This window comes from Stieleria tagensis, from assembly GCF_024129865.1.
Classification (GTDB): domain Bacteria; phylum Planctomycetota; class Planctomycetia; order Pirellulales; family Pirellulaceae; genus Stieleria; species Stieleria tagensis.
In genome coordinates this window covers 1-23,654 of record NZ_JAMYFE010000029.1, presented here as the reverse complement: position 1 = coordinate 23,654, position 23,654 = coordinate 1, and the positions used below count along the sequence as shown (strand labels likewise).

General features: G+C 56.5%; 17 protein-coding genes. 11 read left to right on the top strand and 6 right to left on the bottom strand.

Annotated elements, in window-relative coordinates; translation table 11 throughout:
• The first annotated feature begins 144 nt into the window (after positions 1-144).
• The 7 genes from NHH03_RS05625 to NHH03_RS05595 all read left to right on the top strand — a co-directional run bounded on the left by NHH03_RS05625 (position 145) and on the right by NHH03_RS05595 (position 8,113).
• Complete coding sequence (locus NHH03_RS05625) at positions 145-1,011, top strand: UDP-2,3-diacylglucosamine diphosphatase (RefSeq protein ID WP_253154777.1); 867 nt, start codon at positions 145-147, stop codon at positions 1,009-1,011.
• A gap of 47 nt (positions 1,012-1,058) precedes the next feature.
• The gene (locus NHH03_RS05620) at positions 1,059-2,261 is read left to right on the top strand and encodes a DUF3419 family protein (RefSeq protein ID WP_253154776.1); all 1,203 of its coding nucleotides are present in this window, start codon (positions 1,059-1,061) and stop codon (positions 2,259-2,261) included.
• Positions 2,258-3,022, top strand: coding sequence for a class I SAM-dependent methyltransferase (locus tag NHH03_RS05615; RefSeq protein ID WP_253154775.1), 765 nt, complete (start codon positions 2,258-2,260; stop codon positions 3,020-3,022). Before NHH03_RS05620 ends, NHH03_RS05615 begins: the two co-directional genes overlap by 4 nt.
• Before the next feature lie 38 nt (positions 3,023-3,060).
• Complete coding sequence (locus NHH03_RS05610; protein WP_253154774.1) at positions 3,061-4,935, top strand: phosphatidylethanolamine N-methyltransferase family protein; 1,875 nt, start codon at positions 3,061-3,063, stop codon at positions 4,933-4,935.
• 201 nt (positions 4,936-5,136) lie between these two features.
• On the top strand, positions 5,137-7,182 hold the full coding sequence (gene tkt / locus NHH03_RS05605; protein ID WP_253154773.1) for a transketolase: 2,046 nt from the start codon (positions 5,137-5,139) through the stop codon (positions 7,180-7,182).
• 62 nt (positions 7,183-7,244) lie between these two features.
• Positions 7,245-7,655 carry an ExbD/TolR family protein gene (locus tag NHH03_RS05600; protein WP_253154772.1) on the top strand — a complete coding sequence of 137 codons (411 nt, stop codon included), beginning with the start codon at positions 7,245-7,247 and terminating at the stop codon, positions 7,653-7,655.
• Positions 7,656-7,666: 11 nt separating this feature from the next.
• Positions 7,667-8,113 (top strand): ExbD/TolR family protein, encoded by a 447-nt coding sequence (locus tag NHH03_RS05595; RefSeq protein ID WP_261364103.1) that lies wholly within the window; start codon positions 7,667-7,669, stop codon positions 8,111-8,113.
• A gap of 9 nt (positions 8,114-8,122) precedes the next feature.
• Here the strand turns inward: NHH03_RS05595 and NHH03_RS05590 are convergent, their stop codons facing one another.
• From NHH03_RS05590 to dapF, 5 genes are all read right to left on the bottom strand, one after another.
• Positions 8,123-9,331 (bottom strand): HD-GYP domain-containing protein, encoded by a 1,209-nt coding sequence (locus NHH03_RS05590; protein ID WP_253154770.1) that lies wholly within the window; start codon positions 9,329-9,331, stop codon positions 8,123-8,125.
• 159 nt (positions 9,332-9,490) lie between these two features.
• Positions 9,491-11,053 (bottom strand): outer membrane protein assembly factor BamB family protein, encoded by a 1,563-nt coding sequence (locus NHH03_RS05585; protein WP_253154769.1) that lies wholly within the window; start codon positions 11,051-11,053, stop codon positions 9,491-9,493.
• A gap of 343 nt (positions 11,054-11,396) precedes the next feature.
• Positions 11,397-11,561: a hypothetical protein gene (locus tag NHH03_RS05580; RefSeq protein ID WP_253154768.1), complete on the bottom strand. Its 165-nt coding sequence runs from the start codon at positions 11,559-11,561 to the stop codon at positions 11,397-11,399.
• A 12-nt stretch (positions 11,562-11,573) separates the two neighbouring features.
• Positions 11,574-12,803, bottom strand: a complete 1,230-nt coding sequence (gene xseA / locus NHH03_RS05575) for an exodeoxyribonuclease VII large subunit (RefSeq protein WP_253154767.1) — start codon at positions 12,801-12,803, stop codon at positions 11,574-11,576.
• A 63-nt stretch (positions 12,804-12,866) separates the two neighbouring features.
• Positions 12,867-13,718, bottom strand: coding sequence for a diaminopimelate epimerase (dapF, locus tag NHH03_RS05570; RefSeq protein ID WP_253154766.1), 852 nt, complete (start codon positions 13,716-13,718; stop codon positions 12,867-12,869).
• Positions 13,719-14,024: 306 nt separating this feature from the next.
• Here dapF and NHH03_RS05565 point away from each other — a divergent pair, with 306 nt between their 5' ends.
• From NHH03_RS05565 to NHH03_RS05550, 4 genes are all read left to right on the top strand, one after another.
• The gene (locus tag NHH03_RS05565; protein ID WP_253154765.1) at positions 14,025-15,341 is read left to right on the top strand and encodes a DUF1501 domain-containing protein; all 1,317 of its coding nucleotides are present in this window, start codon (positions 14,025-14,027) and stop codon (positions 15,339-15,341) included.
• Positions 15,338-17,824: a DUF1549 domain-containing protein gene (locus NHH03_RS05560; protein WP_253154764.1), complete on the top strand. Its 2,487-nt coding sequence runs from the start codon at positions 15,338-15,340 to the stop codon at positions 17,822-17,824. Before NHH03_RS05565 ends, NHH03_RS05560 begins: the two co-directional genes overlap by 4 nt.
• The gene (locus NHH03_RS05555; RefSeq protein WP_253154763.1) at positions 17,824-19,896 is read left to right on the top strand and encodes a hypothetical protein; all 2,073 of its coding nucleotides are present in this window, start codon (positions 17,824-17,826) and stop codon (positions 19,894-19,896) included. The genes NHH03_RS05560 and NHH03_RS05555 overlap by 1 nt, the downstream gene beginning before the upstream one ends.
• Positions 19,897-19,997: 101 nt before the next feature.
• The gene (locus NHH03_RS05550) at positions 19,998-22,751 is read left to right on the top strand and encodes a WD40 repeat domain-containing protein (RefSeq protein ID WP_253154762.1); all 2,754 of its coding nucleotides are present in this window, start codon (positions 19,998-20,000) and stop codon (positions 22,749-22,751) included.
• Here NHH03_RS05550 and NHH03_RS05545 read toward each other — a convergent pair.
• On the bottom strand, positions 22,732-23,250 hold the full coding sequence (locus NHH03_RS05545; RefSeq protein ID WP_253154761.1) for a GNAT family N-acetyltransferase: 519 nt from the start codon (positions 23,248-23,250) through the stop codon (positions 22,732-22,734). The genes NHH03_RS05550 and NHH03_RS05545 overlap by 20 nt on opposite strands.
• Positions 23,251-23,654: the final 404 nt, after the last annotated feature.

Genomic DNA, 23,654 nt, shown 5'->3' with positions numbered 1-23,654 from the left:
CGTTAACAGGATTTAAACAGTCCTCTGCTAGTCTCCCTAGCCATGCCAAACGAGCTGTCGCAAGTCATTTGGATGTGACCGACAGCATTCCGTTTGGAACGAAGTCCTCATTCGCTCGGCTTGTTCGGGCAAAGGATCTATGGCATGAGCTTATCAGCGCCGATGGCGATTCGAACGTTGCTAGTCAGTGATGTTCACCTGGGTTGCAAGCATGCTCGGACCGAGGAGTTTCTGCGCTTCATCGAGCGTTATCGCCCCGACACCTTGTACTTGGTCGGCGACTTCTTTGATGCTTGGAAGATCAATTCCGGATGGCATTGGAACGAGTTGTGTGACCGTATTGTCGATCACCTGATCAAATTAGTCGACGATGGAACGCGATTGTTGTACACGCCGGGCAATCATGATTCTTTTTTACGGCAATCCGCATTTCAAGCGATGTTGCCCGCCAGTTTTCCGGCGGTCAAGGTTGCCGATGAGTTTGTATTTGAAACGTTGCACGGTTGGCGATTCTTAGTCACACATGGTGATCTGTTCGATTTCTTTGAAACGAAAGCGCAGTGGATTTCCAAAGGCAGTTCGGCATTCTACGACAGTTGTCTCAGTTTGAACCGATGGGTTCAGCGACGCTTTTTGGGACAGGACCGCAATCCCTACGGTGCCTGCGCTGTCGTCAAAGGCCGTGTCAAACGCGGCGTGAAATTCATCAGTCGCTACGAAAACAAGATCATGCAACATGCCTCGAATCGGCAATGCGATGGGGTGATCTGTGGGCACATTCACACGCCGGTGATCAAACAATCGAATTCGATCTTGTACTGCAACACCGGCGACTGGGTCGAAAACTGCACCGGATTGATCGAGCACCATGACGGTGGATTGCAATTGGTCAGCCGCTATGGCGAAGCCCAGTCGCTGCCGCTGCCAAGGCGAACCGTTTGCTTTGCAACCAAGGATCCGAATTCGTCAGCTGATGTCGTCGAATCTGATTTAGCAGAACTGGCTTGCTGAGTGTCACAAAGCATCAGATTCAAATCTCTTATTAGGAATCGACTGTCATGAAAGAATGGATCGGACGGAAGTGTTTTTCTGCGGTGCATCAACACAATCTGGTCTACAACACCTGTTGGGAAGACCCGCGGTTGGATCGCACGGCATTGCGGTTGGGGCCGGACGACACGGTGATGGTGATCACGTCGGCAGGTTGCAACGCACTGGACTATGCGTTGCAGTCGCCAAAAGCTGTGTATGCGGTTGACATGAACCCGTTGCAAAACGCCCTCTTGGAACTCAAAAAATCCGCGATCCGAAACCTGGCCTTCGACGATTTTTTTCAAGTGTTCGGCAAAGGATTCCATCCGCGATGGAATGCCATCTATCACGATGCGTTGCGTCCGTCGCTGGCCCGCGCTGATCAAGTGATTTGGGACAAACGACAGAATTTTTTCGATGGTTCCACACGTCGTAGGAGCTTCTACTTTCGCGGGACATCCGGTTTTTTTGCCTGGATGATCAATGGTTACCTCAATCGTCCGCCGGGTTTACGCGAGGCGGTTGAACAGATTTTGTCGGCTGATTCACCGGAGCAACAGGCGCAGATTTATGAAGCAAAAAACGTTTCGAAACAGTTGTTTTCCAAGCCGATGCGGTGGGCATTGCGCCGCGACACGACCATGGCGATGTTGGGAGTCCCACGCAGCCAACGCATGCAAATCGAACGGGGGTACCCGGGCGGCATCGGCGGATTTATCCAAGACCGTATCGAAACGGTGTTTAAGAAAATCCCGCTGAAAGACAACTATTTTTGGCGGGTGTATTTGACCGGCCACTACACGCCGGAGTGCTGTCCCGAATATTTGTCCCAGGTTGGGTTCGAACAACTGAAATCGGGTTTGGTCGATCGCGTTTCATCGCACACCAATACCGTGCAAGGCTTTTTGGCCGAGCAACAGCGAGCGGTTTCACGATTCGTGCTGCTTGATCATATGGATTGGCTCTATGAAAACCATCCGGATTTGTTGACCGCTGAGTGGCAGAGCATTATCAACCGCTCGGCACCCCAAACGCGGATTCTGTGGCGCAGTGCGGCGTTGGAGGTGGACTTCATTGACCCATTGACCGTCACGGCGGCCGGCAAGCAGGTCCGTGTCGGCGACTTGTTGCGCTACGATTCCGAATTGGCCGAGCAACTGCATGTGACCGATCGGGTGCACACCTACGGCAGCTTCTACATCGCGGATCTGATGGACGCTGCAGCATGAACAAGACCGTCGAGCGTCCCAAGTCGAGTTGGGCAAGCGATCTGCGTGTGGTTTGGCACCTACTGGCCCATCCGGTTCGGGGCAGCACTCATGCCGAACGACTGGAAAGTTTTTATCGAGGCCAAGCGGACGACTACGATGGATTTCGATCGAGGTTGTTGCACGGGCGCGACGAATTGATCGATGGATTAGTGTTTCCAACGGGTGGTGTTTGGATGGATCTAGGTGCAGGCACCGGTGAGAACGTTTTACGCGCCGGTGCTCGAACCAAAACCCTACGTGAAATTCGATTGGTTGATTTGTCGCCATCGCTGTTGGATGTCGCACGCAAGCAATTGCGTGTTGCGGGGATCGACAATGCCGAGTTTTGTTTGGCTGATGCCACGCGGTTGGAACACGCCGCGGAGAGTGTCGATCTAGTCACGTTCTCCTATTCGCTGACGATGATTCCCGATTGGTTTGCCGCGATCGAACTGGCCCATCGAATTTTAAAGCCAGGCGGAACGATTGCGGTCACCGATTTCTATGTCTCGCGAAAGTTCAGTGAGGACCAGCATCGCCAACACGGATGGTTGCGTCGATCATTTTGGACGCACTGGTTTGCCGCCGACAATGTCTTTCTGAGCGGTGATCATGTGCCGATGCTGCACCGTCGATTCGATGTCGAACGATTTGACGAACGGTTGGGGAAAGTGCCGTACATGCCATTGATTCGGGCGCCCTACTATCTGTTTGTGGGCACAAAGAACGACGGCGTTTAAGTTTCTTTGTTCGTTTCCTCGTTGAGTGTCACCGCTAGATGATGCAGCTTAAAACGCCCGCGTTGCCGGGACTGTCATTGCAGGATGATTTGCGGCGTGGGGTGATGGATGTGGGTCAAACCGTGCAGCGAACCGGCGGTCTCGCAGCAGAGATCGGGTCGCCATGGGTTCGGATATGCCAAGGGTTTTTGCGCTGTCACCGTCGCCCGTTGAACATTGCGTTGCACTTGATCACCACACCACTGGGGATCTTGGGGTTGTACGCGCTGGCCGGCGTGATCAGCCCGATCGCGATGTTGGCCATGGTCTGTTTGCAGGGGCTGTTGGTGTTCAGATTGGCGCCGGTGGGTGTGGCGACAGTTCATGCGTGTTTGATCGCCGGGCTGGCAGCACTGGCTTGGCACCTGCAATGGGGAATGGCCGGGGCCCTCTCTGCGCTGGTCCTCGGCTACGTCGGCCAAGAGATATCGCACTGGATCACCGGCGAATCGACATTCCAGCGTTCGTACCAAGGCCAGGCGAACTGGTTGGGCAAGTTTGCTGAGCACACCGTGCTGTTGTTGCCAGTGTTATTGGTTTTGGCGCGGCGACCGAACCAATCGCCGCTGCGAATTTTGGTGGCGCGCAACGCGGTGTTGGTGACCAAGTTAAATTCGCAGCAGCACCACCGTGACTTTGCTCGAATCGTTGATTGGGTGCTTCAGGAGCAACCCGTGGTGACACACAGCCATCATTGGTGGCAATCCGATTTAGATGACGAACCGGGGCGGGCGTTTGATCGGTTGTGCGAAGACGCTCAGCTAAAATCGATGATCCGATCATTTCACGGAACCGGATACACCGTCGATTCGGTACCCGCGATGAACGAGTTGTATGTGACCGGGCCGCCGAAAAAAACATCCTCGGACACGGTTTTCTATCGGGGGCACGTCGACGGTCCGTGGTCAGTCTTCCCCGGTGCCAGATTGTATCGCTGCATGGTGGCGTTAAATCACAACAACCAGGTAACCACTCACTATCCGATGTCCGGCATCGACTATCGGTGTCCCGAGAGTCACCGCTTGGAAAACGGCGATGTGGTAGCATTCGATTTCAACCGCGAATTGCACTTTATTACCCGCCAGGCGGACCCGCCTCAAATTCAACCCCGAATGAATTTGAAGTTGCACTTCGTTGCCTACCCGCGGGCGTTGCCTTGGTATGGACGATTATTGCAACGGCTGACGACGGTCTATGACATTCGGGCCAGGACACTCTTTTTGGGCACGATCAATCCATCCAGTCGCTGGGAAACGGTCAAAGCCAACTGGGTATTGGGTTGGACCAAGGTGTTTGAATTGGCCGTGCGACATCTGGGGTGGAGCAATCTGGTCTATGTCGTGTCGGTCGTGGTGGTTGGATTGGTGCTTGGAAACGTGACGCTGGTGATCGCCGCCACCAGTTTTGTTCACTATGGGATTTACATCGGAACGCTTCAGGAACGCAGTCGGATTTCGTTTGGAACATTTCGCCGCGACGCGATTTTTTTCAAATCGATCGCGATGGCACAACTGTTTGTCCTGTTTGCCGTGCACTTTGATGGCCAGTTTTTGGCATTGGCGGCAGTTGTTTCCGGATTTCTATTGGCCGGATATGCCGCCGCCGTGTTGGGGCTCCCGCGGACCTATTTTTCGTCCGAGTTGGGATTCGATAGTCCGCGTCGTGTCCAGCGGTTTCCCTATGGCGTGATTCCGCACCCGATGATCTTGGGGGCGATGGGCGGGATCGCCGCGATGGCGATTGTTCCAGCGATGCGTCAGGATTATGGATGGCTGATCGCCGGTCATTTGGCTTGCTATCTGCTGGTTCTGGGGCAAGAGATCTGGCATTTCAATCGACAATCACGGCCTGAAGATCGCCGCCGTTGTTGCTGAAGTGGGCGATTTGCAAAAGGTTTTCGGCCTCGGTGACCGGGGTGATGCGTCGGTTTGTCGGTGGGCGAAGCCGGGCGATTGCCGGGGCTGGGGCAGGCTAGAATCAGTCCGACCCTTCCGAAATCGACGCCAATTGGGTACCTTTTGGGAGCAGGCGGATTACCTAATTTTTCCTTACAACGACGAAACAGACCACGCAAAATGAGTGTTGCATCGACCGATATCCAGACCCTAGCCGTCGACACCATTCGCACCCTGAGCATGGATGCGGTGCAAACCGCTAACAGTGGTCACCCTGGTACGCCGATGGCGCTTGCCCCGATCGCCTATCAGTTGTTCAACCACACGATGCAGTACGATCCGGCGCAGCCGTTGTGGCCCAACCGTGATCGATTTGTCCTGTCCTGTGGGCATGCGTCGATGCTGCTGTACAGTTCGCTGTATTTGGCGGGCGTGAAAGCCACCGATAAAAGTGGCAACGTGTTGGACGAATTGTCGATCAAGCTGGAAGACATCAAGAACTTTCGTCAGATCGGCAGCGTTTGCGCAGGGCACCCTGAATACGCCGAAGCGGCGGGAATCGAAACCACGACGGGTCCACTGGGGGCTGGGGTCAGCAACAGTGTCGGCATGGCGATGAGCGAAAAGTGGTTGGCCGCCAACTACAACACCGCCGACCACAAGCTGTTTGACTACAACGTCTTTGCCTTGTGCAGTGACGGTGACTTGATGGAAGGCGTCGCCTGTGAAGCCGCTTCGGTTGCCGGTCACCTGAAACTAGACAATTTGTGCTGGTTGTACGACGACAACAGCATCACCATCGAAGGCGAAACGGATCTCGCGTTTTCGGAAGACGTCGGCAAGCGGTTTGAAGGATTGGGTTGGAACGTCGTGCATGTTTATGACGTGAACGAGTTGTCCCATCTGGCCGATGCGATCGACCAATTCAAAGCCTGTACCGAAAAACCGACGATCATCATCTGCAAAACAATCATCGGCTGGGGAGCTCCCAACAAGCAGAACACACACGGCGCCCACGGGGCACCGTTGGGCTGGGACGAAGTCGAATTGGCCAAGAAGGCTTATGGGTTCCCACCGGAAGAAAAGTTCCACGTTCCCGACGGCGTGCTGCAACACTTTCAAGACAACCTGGGTGCCCGTGGCGCAGCGGAGTATTCGCAGTGGCAAGCGACTTGGTCGTCTTATCAAGCCGCCAATCCAGAGAAAGCTGCCGAACTGCAAGCCATCTTTGATCGCAAACTACCCGAGGGATGGGACAAAGAGATCCCGGAATTTGAAGCGAGCGAAAAAGGCGATGCGACTCGCAACAGCGGCGGCAAAGTGCTCAACGCGATCGCTGCCAACCTGCCGTTCATGATCGGTGGTTCCGCCGACTTGTCACCGAGTAACAAGAGTGACTTGAAATTTGAGGGCGCAGGTGAATTCCTGCCGCGTCAGTACGCCGGGCGCAACATGCACTTTGGGATTCGTGAACATGCGATGGCCGGCATCGTCAACGGCATCTGTCTGACCGGTTTGCGTGGCTATGCTGCGACGTTCTTTGTGTTCACCGACTACATGCGTGGTGCGATGCGATTGTCGGCGATCATGCACCAGCCGACTCTGTACATCCTGACGCACGATTCGATCGGCGTCGGCGAAGACGGACCGACCCACCAACCGGTCGAACATCTGTCGGCCTGTCGTGCCATCCCGGGATTGAATGTGTTCCGTCCTGGCGACGCCAACGAAGTTGCCGAGTGCTATCGCACGGCAATGGAAATCGGTGATCATCCGGCAGCGATGGTCTTGTCGCGTCAGAACATGGCGACTCTGTGCCGAACCAAATACGCATCGGCATCGGGATGTGCCAAAGGCGGTTACGTGTTGGCCGATTGTGAAGGCACGCCGGACGTCATTCTGATGGGTAGCGGCAGCGAATTGGAATTGTGTGTGAAAGCGGGCGAAACATTGGCCGCCGCGGGCAAAAAAGTTCGTGTCGTCAGCATGCCCTGTATGGACCTGTTCGCTCAGCAAAGCCAGGCCTATCAGGATCAGGTGTTGCCGCCGGAGGTCACCAATCGGGTCGCTGTCGAAGCGGGGCTGCAGATGTCATGGGACCGTTGGATTGGTTTGCAAGGCAAGTTTGTCGGTATGTCCGGCTACGGTGCCAGCGGACCGTACAACGAGGTCTACGAGCACTTCGGCATTAACGAAGCGGCCGTTGTCAAAGCAGCCGGCGGTTGATCGCAGTGGCGATTGAAGTTTGATGGAGCGCCAGGTTTCACCTGGCCTACTGGGGAGTGGGGATGCAGATTCCGAATCAGCAGAGTCGGCCGTTTACCGGTGCCAACATGACACCGATGATCGATGTCGTGTTCCTGTTGATTATCTTTTTTCTGGTCTCCAGCCATCTGGCACAACAAGAGTCGCGGTTGCCGGTCGACTTGCCCACCGCCGCTTCGCATTTGCCGCTTGATGTGACTCCCGTCTCGTTGACCGTAACGGTCGATCGCGACCACCAAGTATTGGTCGGCGGCCGCGTGACGGCGACAGCGGATCTGGATTCCCTCTTTGCGGCGGTCGTCGCCGAGGAAGGGGATTCCGCGTCGTTGCGGATTCGCAGTGACGGCGATGTGCCCTATGAATTGATCGAGCCGGTTTTGAGAGCGTCGGCAAAAGCGGGATTGTTGGACATCAAGTTAGCGGTCAAGCAATAGAGGCCTTTGGAATGCGTTTGCCCGCTCACGATCGGACTGGTTCGTTGGAGGTCAAGATGACGCCAATGATTGACGTGGTATTTTTGTTGTTGATCTTTTTCGTCTGGACCAGCAGCTTCCAGACGCCGGAATTTGATCTGCCGGGTGCCATCGCCGAAATCCCGGCAGGTGGCAGTCAGGCCAACGTGGACCAACCGCCGCCTGTCGAAGTGTTTGATGAGATCATCGTCAAACTGAAAATCCGCGATGGATTGTCGGTGATCGAATTTGCCGGCGAGCAGCTTGCATCGGCGAGTGAGTTACAGAATCGCATTGCAGCAGTGATTGGACTCGGCGTGCAACCGCCGGTGATCATTGATCCAGAAGGCCAGGTCAGCATGCGCAGCGCGGTGGAGGCCTATGACGCGGTTCGTTTGGCCGGCGCCGATCGAGTGTTGTATGCGACGGCAGCACCGTAGCGATCTTCGTTAGCCTTGCATCAGTTCAGGACTGTTCAGCAGGACGTCGACGACGTCAGCGGCCCACTGGGTGCCACGTCCGTCTCGAAAGATTGCTTTCACTGTCTCGATCGGCATCCCGGATCGGTAGGGTCGGTCACTGGTCATCGCGTCAAAGGCATCAGCGACCGCCATGATTTGGGCATCTCGCGGAATTTCGTGACCGGCCAATCCGTCGGGGTAACCTGTTCCGTCACAGCGTTCGTGATGATGTCGAACCGCCGGCAGAATGCCGCTGAACTGTTCAATTCCTTTCAGGATCTCGTAGCCCAGCACGGGGTGCCGTTTGATTTGTTCAAATTCCTGGTCGGTCAGTTGGCTGGTCTTCCGCAGCACCGAATCATCGACACCGATTTTGCCGATGTCATGTAAGATGCCGCCCATCCGAATGTTGGCAAGTTGGGCGTCGTCATAGCCCAGTCGTGAAGCCAGTTGATACGACAATTCAGCGACTCGGTTGCTGTGCCCACAGGTGTATGCGTCTTTTGCATCAAGTGCTGATGCCAGGGACTGGATCATGCCCTGGAACATGTTCTGCAGCTGGTGGTACTGGCGTTGGTTCAAGACGTGGGCGGCCAGCATCATTGACGTCGACAACATCATGTCGGCTTCGATCGATCCAAATTCTGCTTCGTGGCTGTGGCGAATCGCAATCATTTGTCCCAGTACGGTGTCGCCGCGACGGATCGGTACCACGGCAACACGCAATGTCTCGCCGCTGGCGATGGTTGGATCATCGACAGCAAGCTCACCGACGACCAGTTCGTTCACCAACGCCACCCCGCGGGCATCACCGGTTTGCCGGCGGGAACGGAGCCGAGCCGATAAGACGATGGCGTTCAGCAACTGAGCCGAGACGTGTTGTCCGACCAATTCAAAGATTTCTTCGTCTTGGTCGACTGCTGCCGGTCCGGCCGCCAGTTGAATGGCCAGTGTGGACGATGCGATGCAGGGAGAGAGTTGTTCGAGCAATGATCGAGCGACTTCACTGGATGACTGGGTCAACGTAAAGTCGTTTGCCAATTGCTGGGTCAAGCCATGGATCAGCGTCAACTCTTCGAATCGCGATGCCAACGCCGCAGCCAACTGGTCCACCTCCGCTTGGCGGACCAGATCCATGTCGTGGACCGGTGCCAGGGTGGGATTTCGAAAGGCGGCCAGGTGCGTAGCGGAGATCATGTAGATACCCCGGCGCTGGGGCGAATCGGAAGCATTGGGAGTCAATTGGACTACCCAACGCTAACTTCGACTGGCCGATTTGTGAGCATTCTGGACGGATTTCGATCAGATTCCCAATCTGGGGAATTCCGATGATACGGGCTCTCCGTCTGGTAAGGACTAGCCGCCAAACGGGTCCGCACCGGCCGGTGTCGCAAACGGATCATCCATCGCGTCCGGGCTGCCACCCGCAGCACCAGCGCCAAAGGGGTCTCCTCCTCCAGCACCGAATGGATCCGCGGCGCCAAATGGGTCGGTCGTTGGAGCAGCTGGCTTATCCGGTTTGGCCTCTGTTTTGGTTTCGTCCGTTGCCTCTTTCTCCTCAGCCGACTTGGACTCACTCAAGGTCGGCAGATCATGGCCAATTGTCCGCAGGCATTGAACGGTGCCTTGCGAATTGACCAGGTACAGACGATCGGTCGTGCGATTGACCAACATCGTTATGGGCAACAACGAGGGGTCGTTTTCCAGGAAATTACCGGTTTTCAAATCGATCACAGCAAAGCTGCGGCTGAGCAATCGGACATACAGTTTGCCATCGAATCCGCCCAAGACTTCGTCGACGTTGGGGGTGGCATTCTCCCAGCGACTCAATCCTGTTTTTTCATCCAAAGCGTACAGGTTTCCGTAGGTCGAAACCATCATCACCATCCCCTCGACCAAGAACGGCGCGTTGTAAAAGGGTTCGCCGTAGGGACGACTCCACAGAACGTCGCCGGTGCGAGTCGCTTCCACCCCGTAGACCTGGCCGGCTTCACTACCGAAAAAGAATCGGTCACCACTGGCCGCAGCGATTCGCCCGCTGACCAAGCCATCGGTGTTCAAACGAAACAGGACCGAGGGCCGTCCCGAGAGCTCCATCACATACACAAATCCTCGATCGGTAGCCCAAGCGACTTTGGACGAACTCGGCGACTTGGTTGGCGGTTCCAAGCACAGACCCGCGACGATTTCCATAAACGGGTCAATCGTGATGTCCTCCAGCGGGTAGCCTTCGACACCATTGCGGATGGTCGGCACCAGCGCAAAATCGCCGGCATTGACCGCGCCGTACAGCGGCATGCTGGTGGTGCGAATGGTTTTAATCGGCTCGCCATTGGTGGCGTCGATTTTGATCAGATTGCCGCCGTTGGTGATTGAGACAAATTTGTCGTCGATTCCCATTTTGCCAAAATGTAAACGATGATCTCCGACTTGAGTCATCCAGATCGGGGCGCCGGATTCGGCATCGCGACATTCGATGGTGCCGTTTTTGGCGGCTGTGAACATCTGAATTCGCGGCACCACTCGCGAGCTGATCGTGGTCTCGGGATGGCGGCGTTTGAGCCGGCGTTCTTCTCGGCGTGCTAACCGCTCGGCTTCTTCTTTGCCAATCGGTTGTCCATTGGGACCGGCCTGGTCGGTGGGGATACGAAACAGCACCGGTGGCTGCTGCCCTTCGGCGGCTTTCCCCAGCACCTCGACATACTCCCGAGGGTTTTCAGTGTTCACAATGATTTGTTGGTCGACAATTGATGCCGCGCCGCCGGGCAGTCGCATTTGTCGACGCCAGACCTCTTCCAACCCCAATCTGGATGCAGTCAGGGGTGACATCAGCTCTTCCGCATCACATTTCGAATCTGTGGTCCATTGCGATCCAAAGGCCAGCAGAAGGAGTGCTGGGAGAATAGTGATTCGATTCATCGTTGCAATTCGAAAAGAGGAAAGCACCAGGCAGCTGTGCACTGCTGGCCTGGGGATATCAAGTCGGACGAGCCGAAGGAGGTTGGCAGAAAGGGCCAGGGTCAGGCATTGCGGCCCACCCCTGCGACGGAATTCTACGCAATAGAATTCTAGTCGATCACTAACGTAAGACCAACGAAAGCGAGTGCTTTGTCACACTTTCCACCTTTTGAAGTTGTGTTTTTGCCTGTGGCAGGGGGATTTTCCAAACCAACAGGTGAGTTTTGAAGTTGTGCGTTTGCGTGGGGCATTGGTCTTTGGCAACCCGAAGCGTCAGTTTTGATGCCAGCGCTAAACTGCCGTTTCAACATTGCGATACAAACGCTGCTGCAAACCGCACCGCCATCTCGGCGGGTGAACCGGTATTGGACTTGTTTCGGTGCCGCTGGCCGGTTTGCGCTGTTTCGCTCGCAAAGTAGCTGGTATTGGGAACCCGCTTTGGCACGATCAGCGTGATTGTGCGGATCATTCCAGCGATGTTCTAAGAACTGATCTTGTCGACGGTGGCGGTGAAGTTGCCGTGAGCCAGTTGGGTGTGAACCCGTTGGCCGACCGTTAAATCAGCACTCTTCAGCACAGCCTGGCCGTCCGCGTCACGTGTCACGCTGTAGCCGCGCGCCAACGTGTCCAGCGGTGACAAGGCAGCCAGGCTGGCGGCCAAGGTTGCGACGGCGGATTTTGATTGTTGCAGCCGGCGATCGATGGCCTGTTTGCCGCGGGCGTCAAGTTCGTCTAGCAGCCGCGATCGCAGGTGCACCATTTCCAGGGGCTTGGTCAACGCCCAATGGCTGGCCACTGCGTCGAGAGCCGATTGTCGCCGCTCGATTTGGTACTGCATCACACGGTGCAAGCGACGCGACAAGTCGTTGACTCGGCCGACGATTCCAGACCGATCGGGAAAAACTTTGGTGGCCGCATCGGTCGGTGTCAACGCGCGCACGTCCGCGGCCATGTCCGACAGCGTCACATCGACTTCGTGCCCGATCGCCGAAACCGTCGGTAGAGGACAATTGGCGATCGCACGGACCACGGGTTCTTCGTTGAAACACCACAGGTCTTCCAGCGATCCGCCACCGCGTGTGATCACGACGACATCCAGTTTCGGCCGGATCATTGTCGCGGCCCGCAAGCCACGGACGATTGTTTCGGCGGCACCGTTTCCTTGTACCTGAGCTGGGATCACAAAAATTTCTGCGCCCAGCATTCGGTCGTCCGCCGCGACCAGGAAATCGTGTACCGCTGCACCGCTGGGGCTGGTGATCACGCCAATCCGACGCGGGTGCGTCGGCAGCGGTTGCTTTCGCTCGACGGCGAACAAGCCTTCCGCGTGTAATTGACCCTTCAGTTGATCAAACGCCAATTGCAACGACCCGACGCCCTGGGGCTGGGCCTTGCGGACCACGATCTGGTACGAACCGCGGACGGTATAAATTTCCAATCCGCCATAGCACAGGATGGATTGGCCGTTTTCCAATTCGAACGGCAACCGTGATGCGACGGTGCGCCACATGACGGCGCGGATTTGCGAATGGTCGTCTTTGAGTGTGAAGTAGATGTGCCCGCTGCGGGGTTTGGCGACGTCGGTGACTTCGCCCGCTACCCACAACAGTGGAAATGTTCCTTCGACAACCGCTTTGAGTTGGTGGTTGAGCTCGCTGACCGAGACGGATTGGGACAGGCCATCGGATTCTGAATCGAAGTATTCGCTCAACGGATTGCCAGTCGCAGGATGGTTGATGGGGGGACTGGCGATTCGCCAGATTGCACCTCGAGCTTACTGTGGCCAGTCACCGGAAAACACCTCGGCCGCCGGACCGGTCATCAGCACGTGTTCGCTGTCTTGATTCCACTCCAAAGTCAGGTCACCACCCAGCAGGTGGTTTAAGATTTTTCGCTCGGTGCGGCCTGCGAGAACGCCCGCGACACAGACCGCCGATGCTCCAGTGCCACAAGCCCAGGTCTCGCCAGACCCTCGTTCCCAGGTCCGTTGGCGGACCTCGGTCGGTGACAGGATTTCGACAAATTCGACATTCACGCGATTGGGGAAGCGGGGATCGGTTTCGATGAGTGGCCCCAGCCCCAATACCAGTTCGTCGCTGGCTTGTTCGACAAAGATGACGCAGTGCGGGTTGCCCATCGACACACAGGTCACGTCGACTCTTTGGCCGCCAAATTCCACCGGCACCGATACCACACGCTGGTCGTTGCCGGCGGAGGTGATGGTGGTAGGGATACGAGAGCCGATGAGTTCGGGGGCACCCATGTCGACGGTGACTTGATCGACCAAACCGTCGGTGCCGATTTGCAGCGACAGGTCCAACACGCCAGCACCGGTTTCGATTTTCAGATTGGTGCGTTTCGCGATTCCGTGGTCATACACGTATTTGGCGACACAGCGGATTCCGTTGCCGCACATTTCGCTTTCGCTGCCATCGGCGTTCAGCATCTGCATCCGCGCGTCCGCCACTTCACTGGGGCGAATCAAGATCAACCCATCGCCTCCGACGCCGAAATGTCGGTGCGAGATTTGTCGCGCTAATTCCGGGATGTCGCCCGAAACGGTCTGGGAAAAGCAATCGACGTATACATAGTCGTTGCCGGCGCCGTGCATTTTGGTGAATTTCATGGGGAACACTCTAGGTCCAGGACACCAGATTTCAACGGGGGTTCACCCGGCACAAACGAGAGTCGGGGCCAGTGCCGGGGTGCTTAATGCTAGCGGTGGCCAGGGCGGCGTTGTTGGGTGTCAAGGGTTGCGTTGTACACCTGTAGGTATCTATACTGTACGCGGATGACTCACCTTACGTGGGTTTTCTCCTGCCTCTCCCCCCGCCCCGACTGCTTTCCCGCCCTCCCACCCCGCGGCCTGGTCATGTTGACGATCAAGGGTCCATCAAGTCGTTTTTGCGACGGACATAGCCGACGAAGTTTCTTGAAAATTGGTGGCCTCTCTCTCGGTGCCGGTGGTCTGTCGTTGGCAGACCTCTACCGTGCCGAGGCGGCCAGTCCCAATCTTCCTGCCGAGTCAGGACCCAGCAGCAGCGGTCGCCGACACAAATCGGTGATCAATATTTTCCTGGCCGGTGGCCCGCCCCACCAAGACATGTGGGACATCAAGACATCGGCACCGAGTGAGGTTCGCGGGGAATTTCGGCCGATCAGCACGAGCGTGCCCGGGATCCAAATTGGCGAGGTGTTTCCCAAGCTAGCCGGTCTGATGGACAAAGCCGCGATCATTCGCAGCGTGGTCGGCTGTCGAGGCGGCCATGATGGAATGCAATGTTTGACCGGTTGGGAAGGCAATTCGTTGAAGAGTCTGGGGGGACGACCGTCCATCGGGTCGTCGGCGTCACGGATTTTTGGACCGGTCGATCCCTCGGTTCCGCCGTTTGTGGGTCTTTCGGAACCGACGCGCCATCTGCCCTGGTCGGATTCCGGGCAGACCGGATTTCTTGGATCGGCGTATTCGTCGTTCAAACCCGATGGGCCAGGCATGGAGAACATGACCTTGAAAGGAATCACCCTGGACCGCTTGGCAGACCGCCGAAGACTGTTGACCGAAATCGATACGATGCGCCGTGACATTGACATCAGCGGCGCGATGGAGGGAATGGATGCGTTTGGCAAACGGGCGTTGGATGTATTGACCAGCAGCAAACTGGTCGACGCCCTGGATCTGAGCAAAGAGGATCCACGTTTGGTGGCACGCTACGGCGATGGTAAACCGTACCAGTACCAATACGACGGCGCCCCGACCTGCAACGAACAACTGTTGATCGCACGTCGATTGGTCGAAGCCGGTGTGCGGGTGGTCAGCCTTAGCTACGGTCGTTGGGATAGCCACTCCAAGAACTTTGATTTGGTTCGCGATCACGGCAGCAAACTGGATCAGTGTTTGAGCGCCCTGGTGACGGATCTGGATGAACGCGGGATGTTGGATGATGTGGCGATCGCGGTTTGGGGCGAGTTCGGCAGAACCCCCAAAATCAACGCCGCTGCGGGGCGTGATCATTGGACCAAAGTCAGTTGTGCCTGGTTGGCCGGCGGCGGATTGAAAACGGGGCAAGTCATCGGAGCGACCAATCGGTTGGGCGAGGAAGCCACCGAACGACCCGTTCAAATGCAAGAGGTCGTCGCAACCTTGTATCACTGTTTAGGAATCGACACGCAAAACACGACCATCACCGATCCGACCGGTCGGCCGCAGTTCCTGGTCGACCAATCGCCGATTGCCGAGTTGGTCGGATGAGTGAATTAAAATTGGTTGTGGTGAATCAAAATTCGCGTCACAAACGATTGATCGCGCTGTTGCTGTGCTTGTCGCAGTGCATCATGTTTGCCGGTGCCAGCTCGGCTGACGACGCGCTGCGAATTGAAAACGGACATCAATTGCAAGCCCACCATTTGCAAGGTTCCGATGCGCGTCTGCAGTTGTTGGTCACCCGTGCCGACGATGATGGGACCGAGTCGGATTGGACACGTCGCGTCCAGTTTCATGCCACACCGACGGGCATCGTGTCGATCGATTCCAGCGGGCTGGTCACACCATTGGCCGACGGCCAGGTTCAAATCGACGCTGCGACCGACGACGGAACGACGGCTTCTGCGACGCTGACCGTTTCCGGTAGCGGGCAAACCCAGGCGGTCAGTTTTGCCGGCCAAGTCGTCCCGATTTTTTCAAAGCTGGGCTGCAATGGTGGCGGTTGCCATGGCAAGATGGCCGGCCAAAACGGGTTTCGATTGTCACTGCTGGGATTCGAGCCACGCGAGGATTACAAACGCTTGGTCGCCGAATCTCGCGGGCGGCGAGTCTCTTTGGCTGCTCCCGATCGCAGTTTGTTGTTGACCAAAACGACCGGCGCAGTGCCTCATGGCGGCGGTGCACGCACCGATTCAAACTCCCATGAATACCGATTGTTGCGTCGTTGGATTGCACAGGGAATGCCCTACGACACGGACCAGCGAGCGACGGTGACATCGATCAGCGTCTTTCCACGTCTGCGTCGATTGCATGGCGGGGAATCACAGCAATTGTCCGTTCTGGCGACCTATAGCGACGGGACGATCGAGGACGTGACTCGCGCGGCGATCTTTGAATCCAACGACAAACAGATGGCGGATGTCTCGCCAACCGGTCTAGTCACCACCGCTCCGCTGGTCGGTGATGTGGCCGTGATGGCACGCTATCAGGAACACGTCTCGGTGTTCCGCGCAGAACTGCCGCTGCGAACCGGCACACAGCCGACACGGGTTGCGCAATCCGACAATATCGTCGATCGCTATGTCGGCAAAAAATTGGACTCGCTGGGAATCCCTCCATCACCGGCCTGTGACGACGCGACGTTTCTGCGGCGTGTGACGCTGGATCTGACCGGACGCATTCCAACCTTGCAAGAAACCAACGACTTCCTCTCGGATACTGCAGCGGATCGCCGTAGGCAGTTGTTGGATCGGTTGTTGGAAAGCGATCATTACGCGACGTTCTTTGCCAAAAAATGGGGCGTCATTTTGCGTAACCGACGATCGGGCGATTCGTTGCAGGTGGCAAACATGTTGTTCCACCATTGGTTGACCGAGTCGTTCCGCACCAACAAACCCTATGACCAACTTGTCAACGAACTCTTAACGGCCAGTGGATCGGTTTACAGCAATCCGGCTGTGGCTTGGTTAGAACAGGTCAGTGACCAAAATCAACGTGTCGAAGACATCAGCCAGCTGTTCTTGGGGCAGCGGATTCAATGCGCACGCTGTCACCATCATCCCTATGAAAAATGGAGCCAAGAGGACTATGCCCGACTCTCAGCATTTTTCTCGACTGTCTCCAAGAAGCCTCAGGCCAGCGAGATCACCTTCATCTCACGTGTCGCTGCGCCGTCGGCAAAGCATCCCCGCACTGGACAGTCGTTGAAACCGGCCGGGTTGGATGCGCAGGAGTCGGTGATTGAATCGGTTGGCGATCCCCGTCAAACGTTGGGCCAATGGATCACCGCTGCCGATAATCCGTTCTTTGCCAAAGCATTGGTGAATCGATACTGGAAACATTTCATGGGGCGTGGGTTGGTTGAACCCGAGGATGACCTGCGGGTGACCAACCCACCATCGAATCCCGAATTGATGGATGCCTTGGCCGAAGCATTTGTCCAATCGGAATACGATCTACAGTCGCTGATCCGCGTCATTTGTCTCTCGCAGACCTACGCCGCGTCATCGGACGCCACCGCAGAAAATGTCATCGATCGACGAAGCCATTCGCGCTACTACCCCAAACGATTACACGCCGAAACCCTGTTGGACGCGATCGATGTGGTCACGGGAGCAGCGACGGAATTTGCCGGAATGCCGACGGGGACACGTGCGATCGAATTGCCCGACACGGGATTCGATTCCTACTTTCTGTCGGTGTTCGGACGCCCCGAATCCATGACCGCATGTGAATGTGAGCGTTCGACCGAAGCAAACCTGGCACAAAGTCTGCACCTGTTGAATTCCGAACAGATGCAGCAAAAATTGACAGCGGATCAAGGTCGCGCGGCCAAGCTAGCCGCTGATACCTCGCGTCCGGCCGATGCCAAGGTCCGCGAGCTGTATCAGGTGGCGTTCAGCCGGTTGCCGACGGAGTCTGAATTGCGATCTGCCCTGGATTACTTGGGAGACTCAACGGCGCAGCGAGAGCCCTGGGAAGATTTGATTTGGGCATTGGTGAACGCAAAAGAGTTTATTTTCAATCACTGATGCATAATCGACTGACCACTCCACAACGAATCGGATCATCCGATACGAGTTGCCGTTGCACTGTCGCGGCCAATGCCCCACCCATTCTTGCGACAGGAATTCGTGCGACGTTCGGATTGCTAATGGCGATTGTGATCGCAGGGTATCCGGCGGACGCACCGGCGCAGTTGCCTGTGATTCAGTTGCGTGCGCTGTCGCAATCGTTTTTCGCTGCCGGTGAACAGGCCGATGTTTCGATTGCCGAGGCTGTAAACGACGGCGGCGCTGCGGAGTTACTGTTTTCGCAACCCGGGATCACGGCACAGTTGAAAGCGCCGCCGGAAAATTTTGCTGCGAATGATGCAGCTGCAACCAAGTCGCCGGAAAAGGCTTGCTTTCAGCTGAGTGTTGCCGCTGACACGCCGCCGGGACGCTACGAAGCCCGTGTGTTGGGGGAATTCGGAATCTCGAATCCACGGTCGATTGTGGTCGGTGCAGCGGTCCGACAGACGGATACCGTGGGGCACAGTGTTCAAGCCGCAACACCGATCGAGCAGCAGGTCATCTATGCCGGGCAGACGACCGCGCGAATGATCGACTGTTACGCATTACCCGTCAGCGCTGGGCAATCGATCGAGGTGCGATTGATCGGCCAAGCCGTTGATTCACGAATCATTGGCGTGATTAGCGTCTTGGATGCCCATGGAAAAACAATGGCGAGTGCCATGGGCAGCAATCGTACTGACGCGAGTTTGGTCGCCACGGCGGATCGAAACGAGACGCTAACGATTGCCGTTCATGATGCGTTGTTTCGAGGCGGTGCTTCCTATCCGTATGGTTTGCTGGTCAGCGCGCCGAACACCGATTCCACGCGGGTTTCACTGTCGGCCGATCGGTTGCCATCGGCGATCTCGGCCAATCTCGAAGCGGCTCCCTTTCGTGCGGAAGATGATTCGTTGGTCGCGTTAGAAGTGCCCGGCATGGTCGAGGCGCGGTTTGATTCGGCCGATGATCACGACGGTTACTTGTGCGAGCTGAAGAAAGACCAGCCGATTGAAATCAGCGTCTATTCCGCTCGACTGGGCCAGCCATCGGATCCGCGAATTGTTGTTGATCAAGCGGTCGAAGATGATTCTGGTCAGCGTCGCTGGCGTCAGGTGGCCACAGCCGATGATAGCCAGGACATCAGTGACGGTTTGTTGCACCTGGGGACAAAAGATCCTGTGTTGCACTACCAACCGCCGGCCGATGGGCTGTACCGAATCAGTGTGTCGGACCTGGACACGGGACGTTCGCTCGGCGCGGTGCAGCGTTATGTGTTGGCGGTCCAGCCGCCGCGACAAGATTGGCAGCTTCTGGCCTACCCTGTTTATCCTGAAAAGACCCTTCAATCGGCCATGCCTGCGGGAGTCTGTTTGCGGCGGGGCGGGACCGAGACGATCCGCGTCTTTGTCGTTCGTGACGGGATGCAACAACCGATCCAAATCACCGTCGGTGGCCTACCGGAGGGTGTGTCCTGCCAGAGCGGTTGGATTGCCAGCGGTCAGAACCACACGGATTTGACGCTTTCGGCCGCAGAGGATGTCGCCGAACATGACTTTGATTTGGATGTGATGGGCCAAGTGGAAGGGCAAGACGCTTCGGCAGCACGGCATGCCAAGTACGCGTCATTGATTTGGGAAAAAGATGATCAGAACCCGACCCCGCGGACCAAACTGGTCGACCGTTTGACGATCGCCACCTCAGCAGGGGAAGCCGCGCCGCTAAGTCTGTCTCCGGTTAAAACGGATGCGGTATCGGTTGCCGTCGATAGTCAAGTCACCATTCCAATGAAGATTGTGCGTCGTGAAGGCGGACAAGGACGCAGCATTGTCCTCCGACCACAGCACTTGCCGCCCGGATGCACTGCCGCCGATTTGACCATCGCAGCGGACCAAACCGAAGCCGAGTGGTCGATCACCGTCACCGCCAATGCAAAACCCGGAACCTATAGTTTCTGGGGGCAGGGGGAAGCCAAGGTCAAACTGAGTTCGATGAAGCAGGAACTGACGGCTTACGTCCCCACCCCGTTGATTACGTTGGGCGTCAACTAAAAAGATTGTTCCATCGATCCTGGGTGGACACCGATCCCACGGTGCAATCCCGACTACTCTTCTACGCTCCCACCTTCGTTCCTCCTGCCGTTTCGATGTTCATGATGCGTTCACTCACTCTCTTGGTCTTGGCGATAACATGGATCGCAGCTCCGTCGGCAACGGGACAATCGGTGCCAGAGGAACAACGCGTCGATTATTGGCAAGACATCATGCCGCTATTGAAACGCAACTGTTTGGCCTGTCACCGCGAAAATCAAGCCGAGGGCGGTTTGTCGCTGGAGTCAAATGAATCTTTGATGCGAGGTGGTGACAGTGGTCTCGCGGTGGTCGCCGGTCATCCCGATCAGAGTCTGTTGTTCGCGCGTATCAGCGGCGCGGAAGAACCACTGATGCCACCGGAACAGAATTCAGTCGGCGCAATGCCACTGACCGAACACCAGCAGCGGATGCTCAAAAATTGGATCGATCAGGGCGCCCAGATTGGGAAACCGGCCACGGACCCGACGCTCCAATGGCAGCCGATCCCGGAATCCGTTCGCAGCAGTTACGCCTTGGCCGTTTCACCGAACCAGCGCACCGTCGCGGTGGCGCGGGCCAATCGAGTCGAGTTGGTCGATGTGCGGTCGGATGCTGTCAGCGGATCATTGGTCGATCCTGATCTGCCGCAAGACGGAGTGACGGATTTGGATGTCGTCCAAGCGATCGCCTTTTCTCCGTCGGGCGACCGGATTGCGACCGGCGGGTACCGCACGGTTCGCATTTGGAAACGCCAGGCGGCAAAACAATTGCAGTTGCCGTTTCCGATCAATCGCGGTTCGTTGATTGCCCTCAGCCCCGATCGGTCGGAACTTGCTGTGGTCAACACGGTGGGCGACATTCAGATTTGGGATCTGGATGCTGCTCAGCTTCGCAGCACCATTCCAGGCGGCGGGACTGCGACAACCATTCACTGGAGTCATTCCGGTCGTCTATTGGTCGGCGATCAAGCGGGCAACGTGCGGATTTATAACGCTGCTGAGACGACGACCGGTGACGCATTGGTCGGTGAGTTGCATCTCACCCAGTCCATTGCCGGACTTGCTGAAACGAGCGATGGTGGCACCCTAGCCGTCCTGGGCTCAGGCGGTGCGGTTCGATTGTTTCAAAACCTGGTGGAAGCCGACCAGTCAAAGCTTGCTGAATTGGACGATGCCAACGCGATCGTCTTTTGTGGCGACGACCAGTTGGTTGTCGGATTGGAATCCGGTGTGGCAGTTCTGTTTTCGCGTCAGTCCGGTGACGAAATTCGGCGGGTGGATCACGGGGCATCGGTCGTGTCATTGGCTGTCGACCAGGCATCGAACCGTTTCTTAACCGGCGGGGCCGATGGCAAGTGTAAATTGTGGAACGCTGCTGACGGTGCACTGATTCAAGCGTTTGCCGGCGATTCGTCATCCCGATTGCGACGTCAACAAGAACAACGTGTTGCCGCGGCCGAGCAATCGTGGCTGACCCACCTGGCCGAACAAACCGAGACATTGACCAAGCGTATTGAAGCTGAGGACACTGCGTTGGCAGCGGTCGTCAAGTCACGTGACCAAGCGGAACAACAGGTTGCTGAATCGACCAAGAAGCAACAGGCCGCTGCAGAACAAATTGAAACCACCGTCGCGGCATTGGCCAAGGCCGAGTCGGCTGCGGAAGAGGCCGAAAAAGAGATTGCCAAGCAAACCGAGACGCTCAAGAAACAGCGTGAATCGCTTGCCGCGTTGGAAAAGGAAACTCAGGCCAAGCAGGCAGAACTGCAGCAGCGCCAGCAGGTGTTACTGACCGCCACAGCGACTCGCGATCAAGCCGCATCCGATCTGCCGGCGCACCAAGATCACATTCGCCGGCGACAGAACCACTTGAGCGAAATTCAACAGCGTCTGCAGACATTGGACGCGCAGCAGCAGGCCGGCGCCGCAGTGAGGTTCATCGCTCTGAGCCCCAGCGATGCGTCAGTTGCCTGTTTGGACGCCCACGGACGACTGCGGATTTATGATTCTGCGACCGGTGATCCCACCGAGCGTTTCGAGACGCAAGAATCATTGACGAGCACCGTACAGGGCTTCTTTCTAAGTGAGCATCGATTGTTGATTGGCGGGCGTGACACAGATTCGGTGATGATTGATGCCCAATCACAGTGGGTGTTGGAGCGCACCATCGGCGGCGTTCAATCGGACTTGATCAACGACCGTGTGACGGCACTCGATTTTCAAGGCGATGGATCGATGCTGGCCATCGGCAGCGGAAGCCCCAGTCGCAGTGGGCAGGTTTTGGTGGTGGCGGTCGACAGCGGAAGTCCGTTGCGACGGTTCGATTCATTGCACAGTGACACCGTCTTGTCAGTTGCGTTTTCACCGGACAACAAAATCTTGGCAACTGCATCTGCGGACAAGACCATTCGTCTGATCGATCTCGTCGCGAATCAAGTCGTCGGGTCGCTCGACGGTCACACGCATCACGTGTTGTCGGTTGCCTGGAATCATGACGGCCGGGTGCTGGCGAGTGGCAGCGCCGATCAAACCATCAAAACCTGGGATTTCCAGTCGCGGCAACAGCAACAAACGATCACTGGGTTTCCCGACGAAGTCACCGCGATTCGATTTCTAGCTGATACGCCACAGATCGCCAGTGTCTGTTCCGATGGCCAAGTTCGAGTTCACAAGAGTGATGACCGACGGCAATTGCGAGCTGCCTCTGCCGCGGGCGATTATTTGTTCACGATGGATGTTGCCGACAACGGCACACAAATTTTAGCTGCAGGACAGCAGGGCACGCTGTATCGTTGGCAGGCCGACAACCTGAAACCTATCGAGGTTTCGAAGTAGGCCCGTCCAACGTCAACTGCATGTAGATCACGTCCAACCAGCGATCAAATTTGTAACCGACCTCTCGGAATCGAGCGACTTCGGTGAATCCAAATGCCCGGTGAATCCCGATGCTCGGTTCTTGTTCGCTGCAGATACCGCTCAGCAGGACGTGGAATCTCAGTTTTTTCGCACGCTCCATCAGGTCGTTGTACAGCGCACGGCCGATTCCCCGACGATGCCAGTTCGCGTCAATGTAGACCGAAACTTCGCCGGTGCGTGCCCAGCCACCGCGGGTATTCCAGCGGCTAATCGAAGCCCAACCGACTACCGTTGCATCGACACAGCAAACCGTTGCTGGAAAATCGGCGTCATGCTCGGCCAACCACCGCAGTCGCTCCGGGAGCGTGTCGCGACGGATTTGAAAGGTGCAGGTCGATGTGTCCACATAGTGATTGTAGATGTCACAGATGGCTTGGGCGTCGGCCGCAGTCGCAAGCCGCAATTGAAAGTCAGTCACTTGAACTCAATACCTCCTTCGAATTCAGGTTGTCCAGCAAATCGAGAGAGAGCCAGTGCCGTGTGTTTTGCAGTGGCACCTTCGCGAATGTGATTATTTTTTGGTAACCCGATGCGTCAGCGAGGGATCCCGTTAACACTCTTCATCCCTCGCCAACCCGCGATGCGAACTTGAGTCAATCGGCAAATTGCTGCATTGGCACGGATAATTTATCAGCCGTTGAGCGCGAGCTCACGGTTACTTTGTTACTCGCATTGCAACGTCCGGGGAACCGGACTCACAGATTCTCGTAACAGTTTAGCAACGATGAATTTGCGTCGATCGATATCCAGGTCAAGAATCATCCGGGCGAATGCTCATCACTCACTCTCCCGCGGGGAGGTCGTGCAGCTTCGCGTGCCACC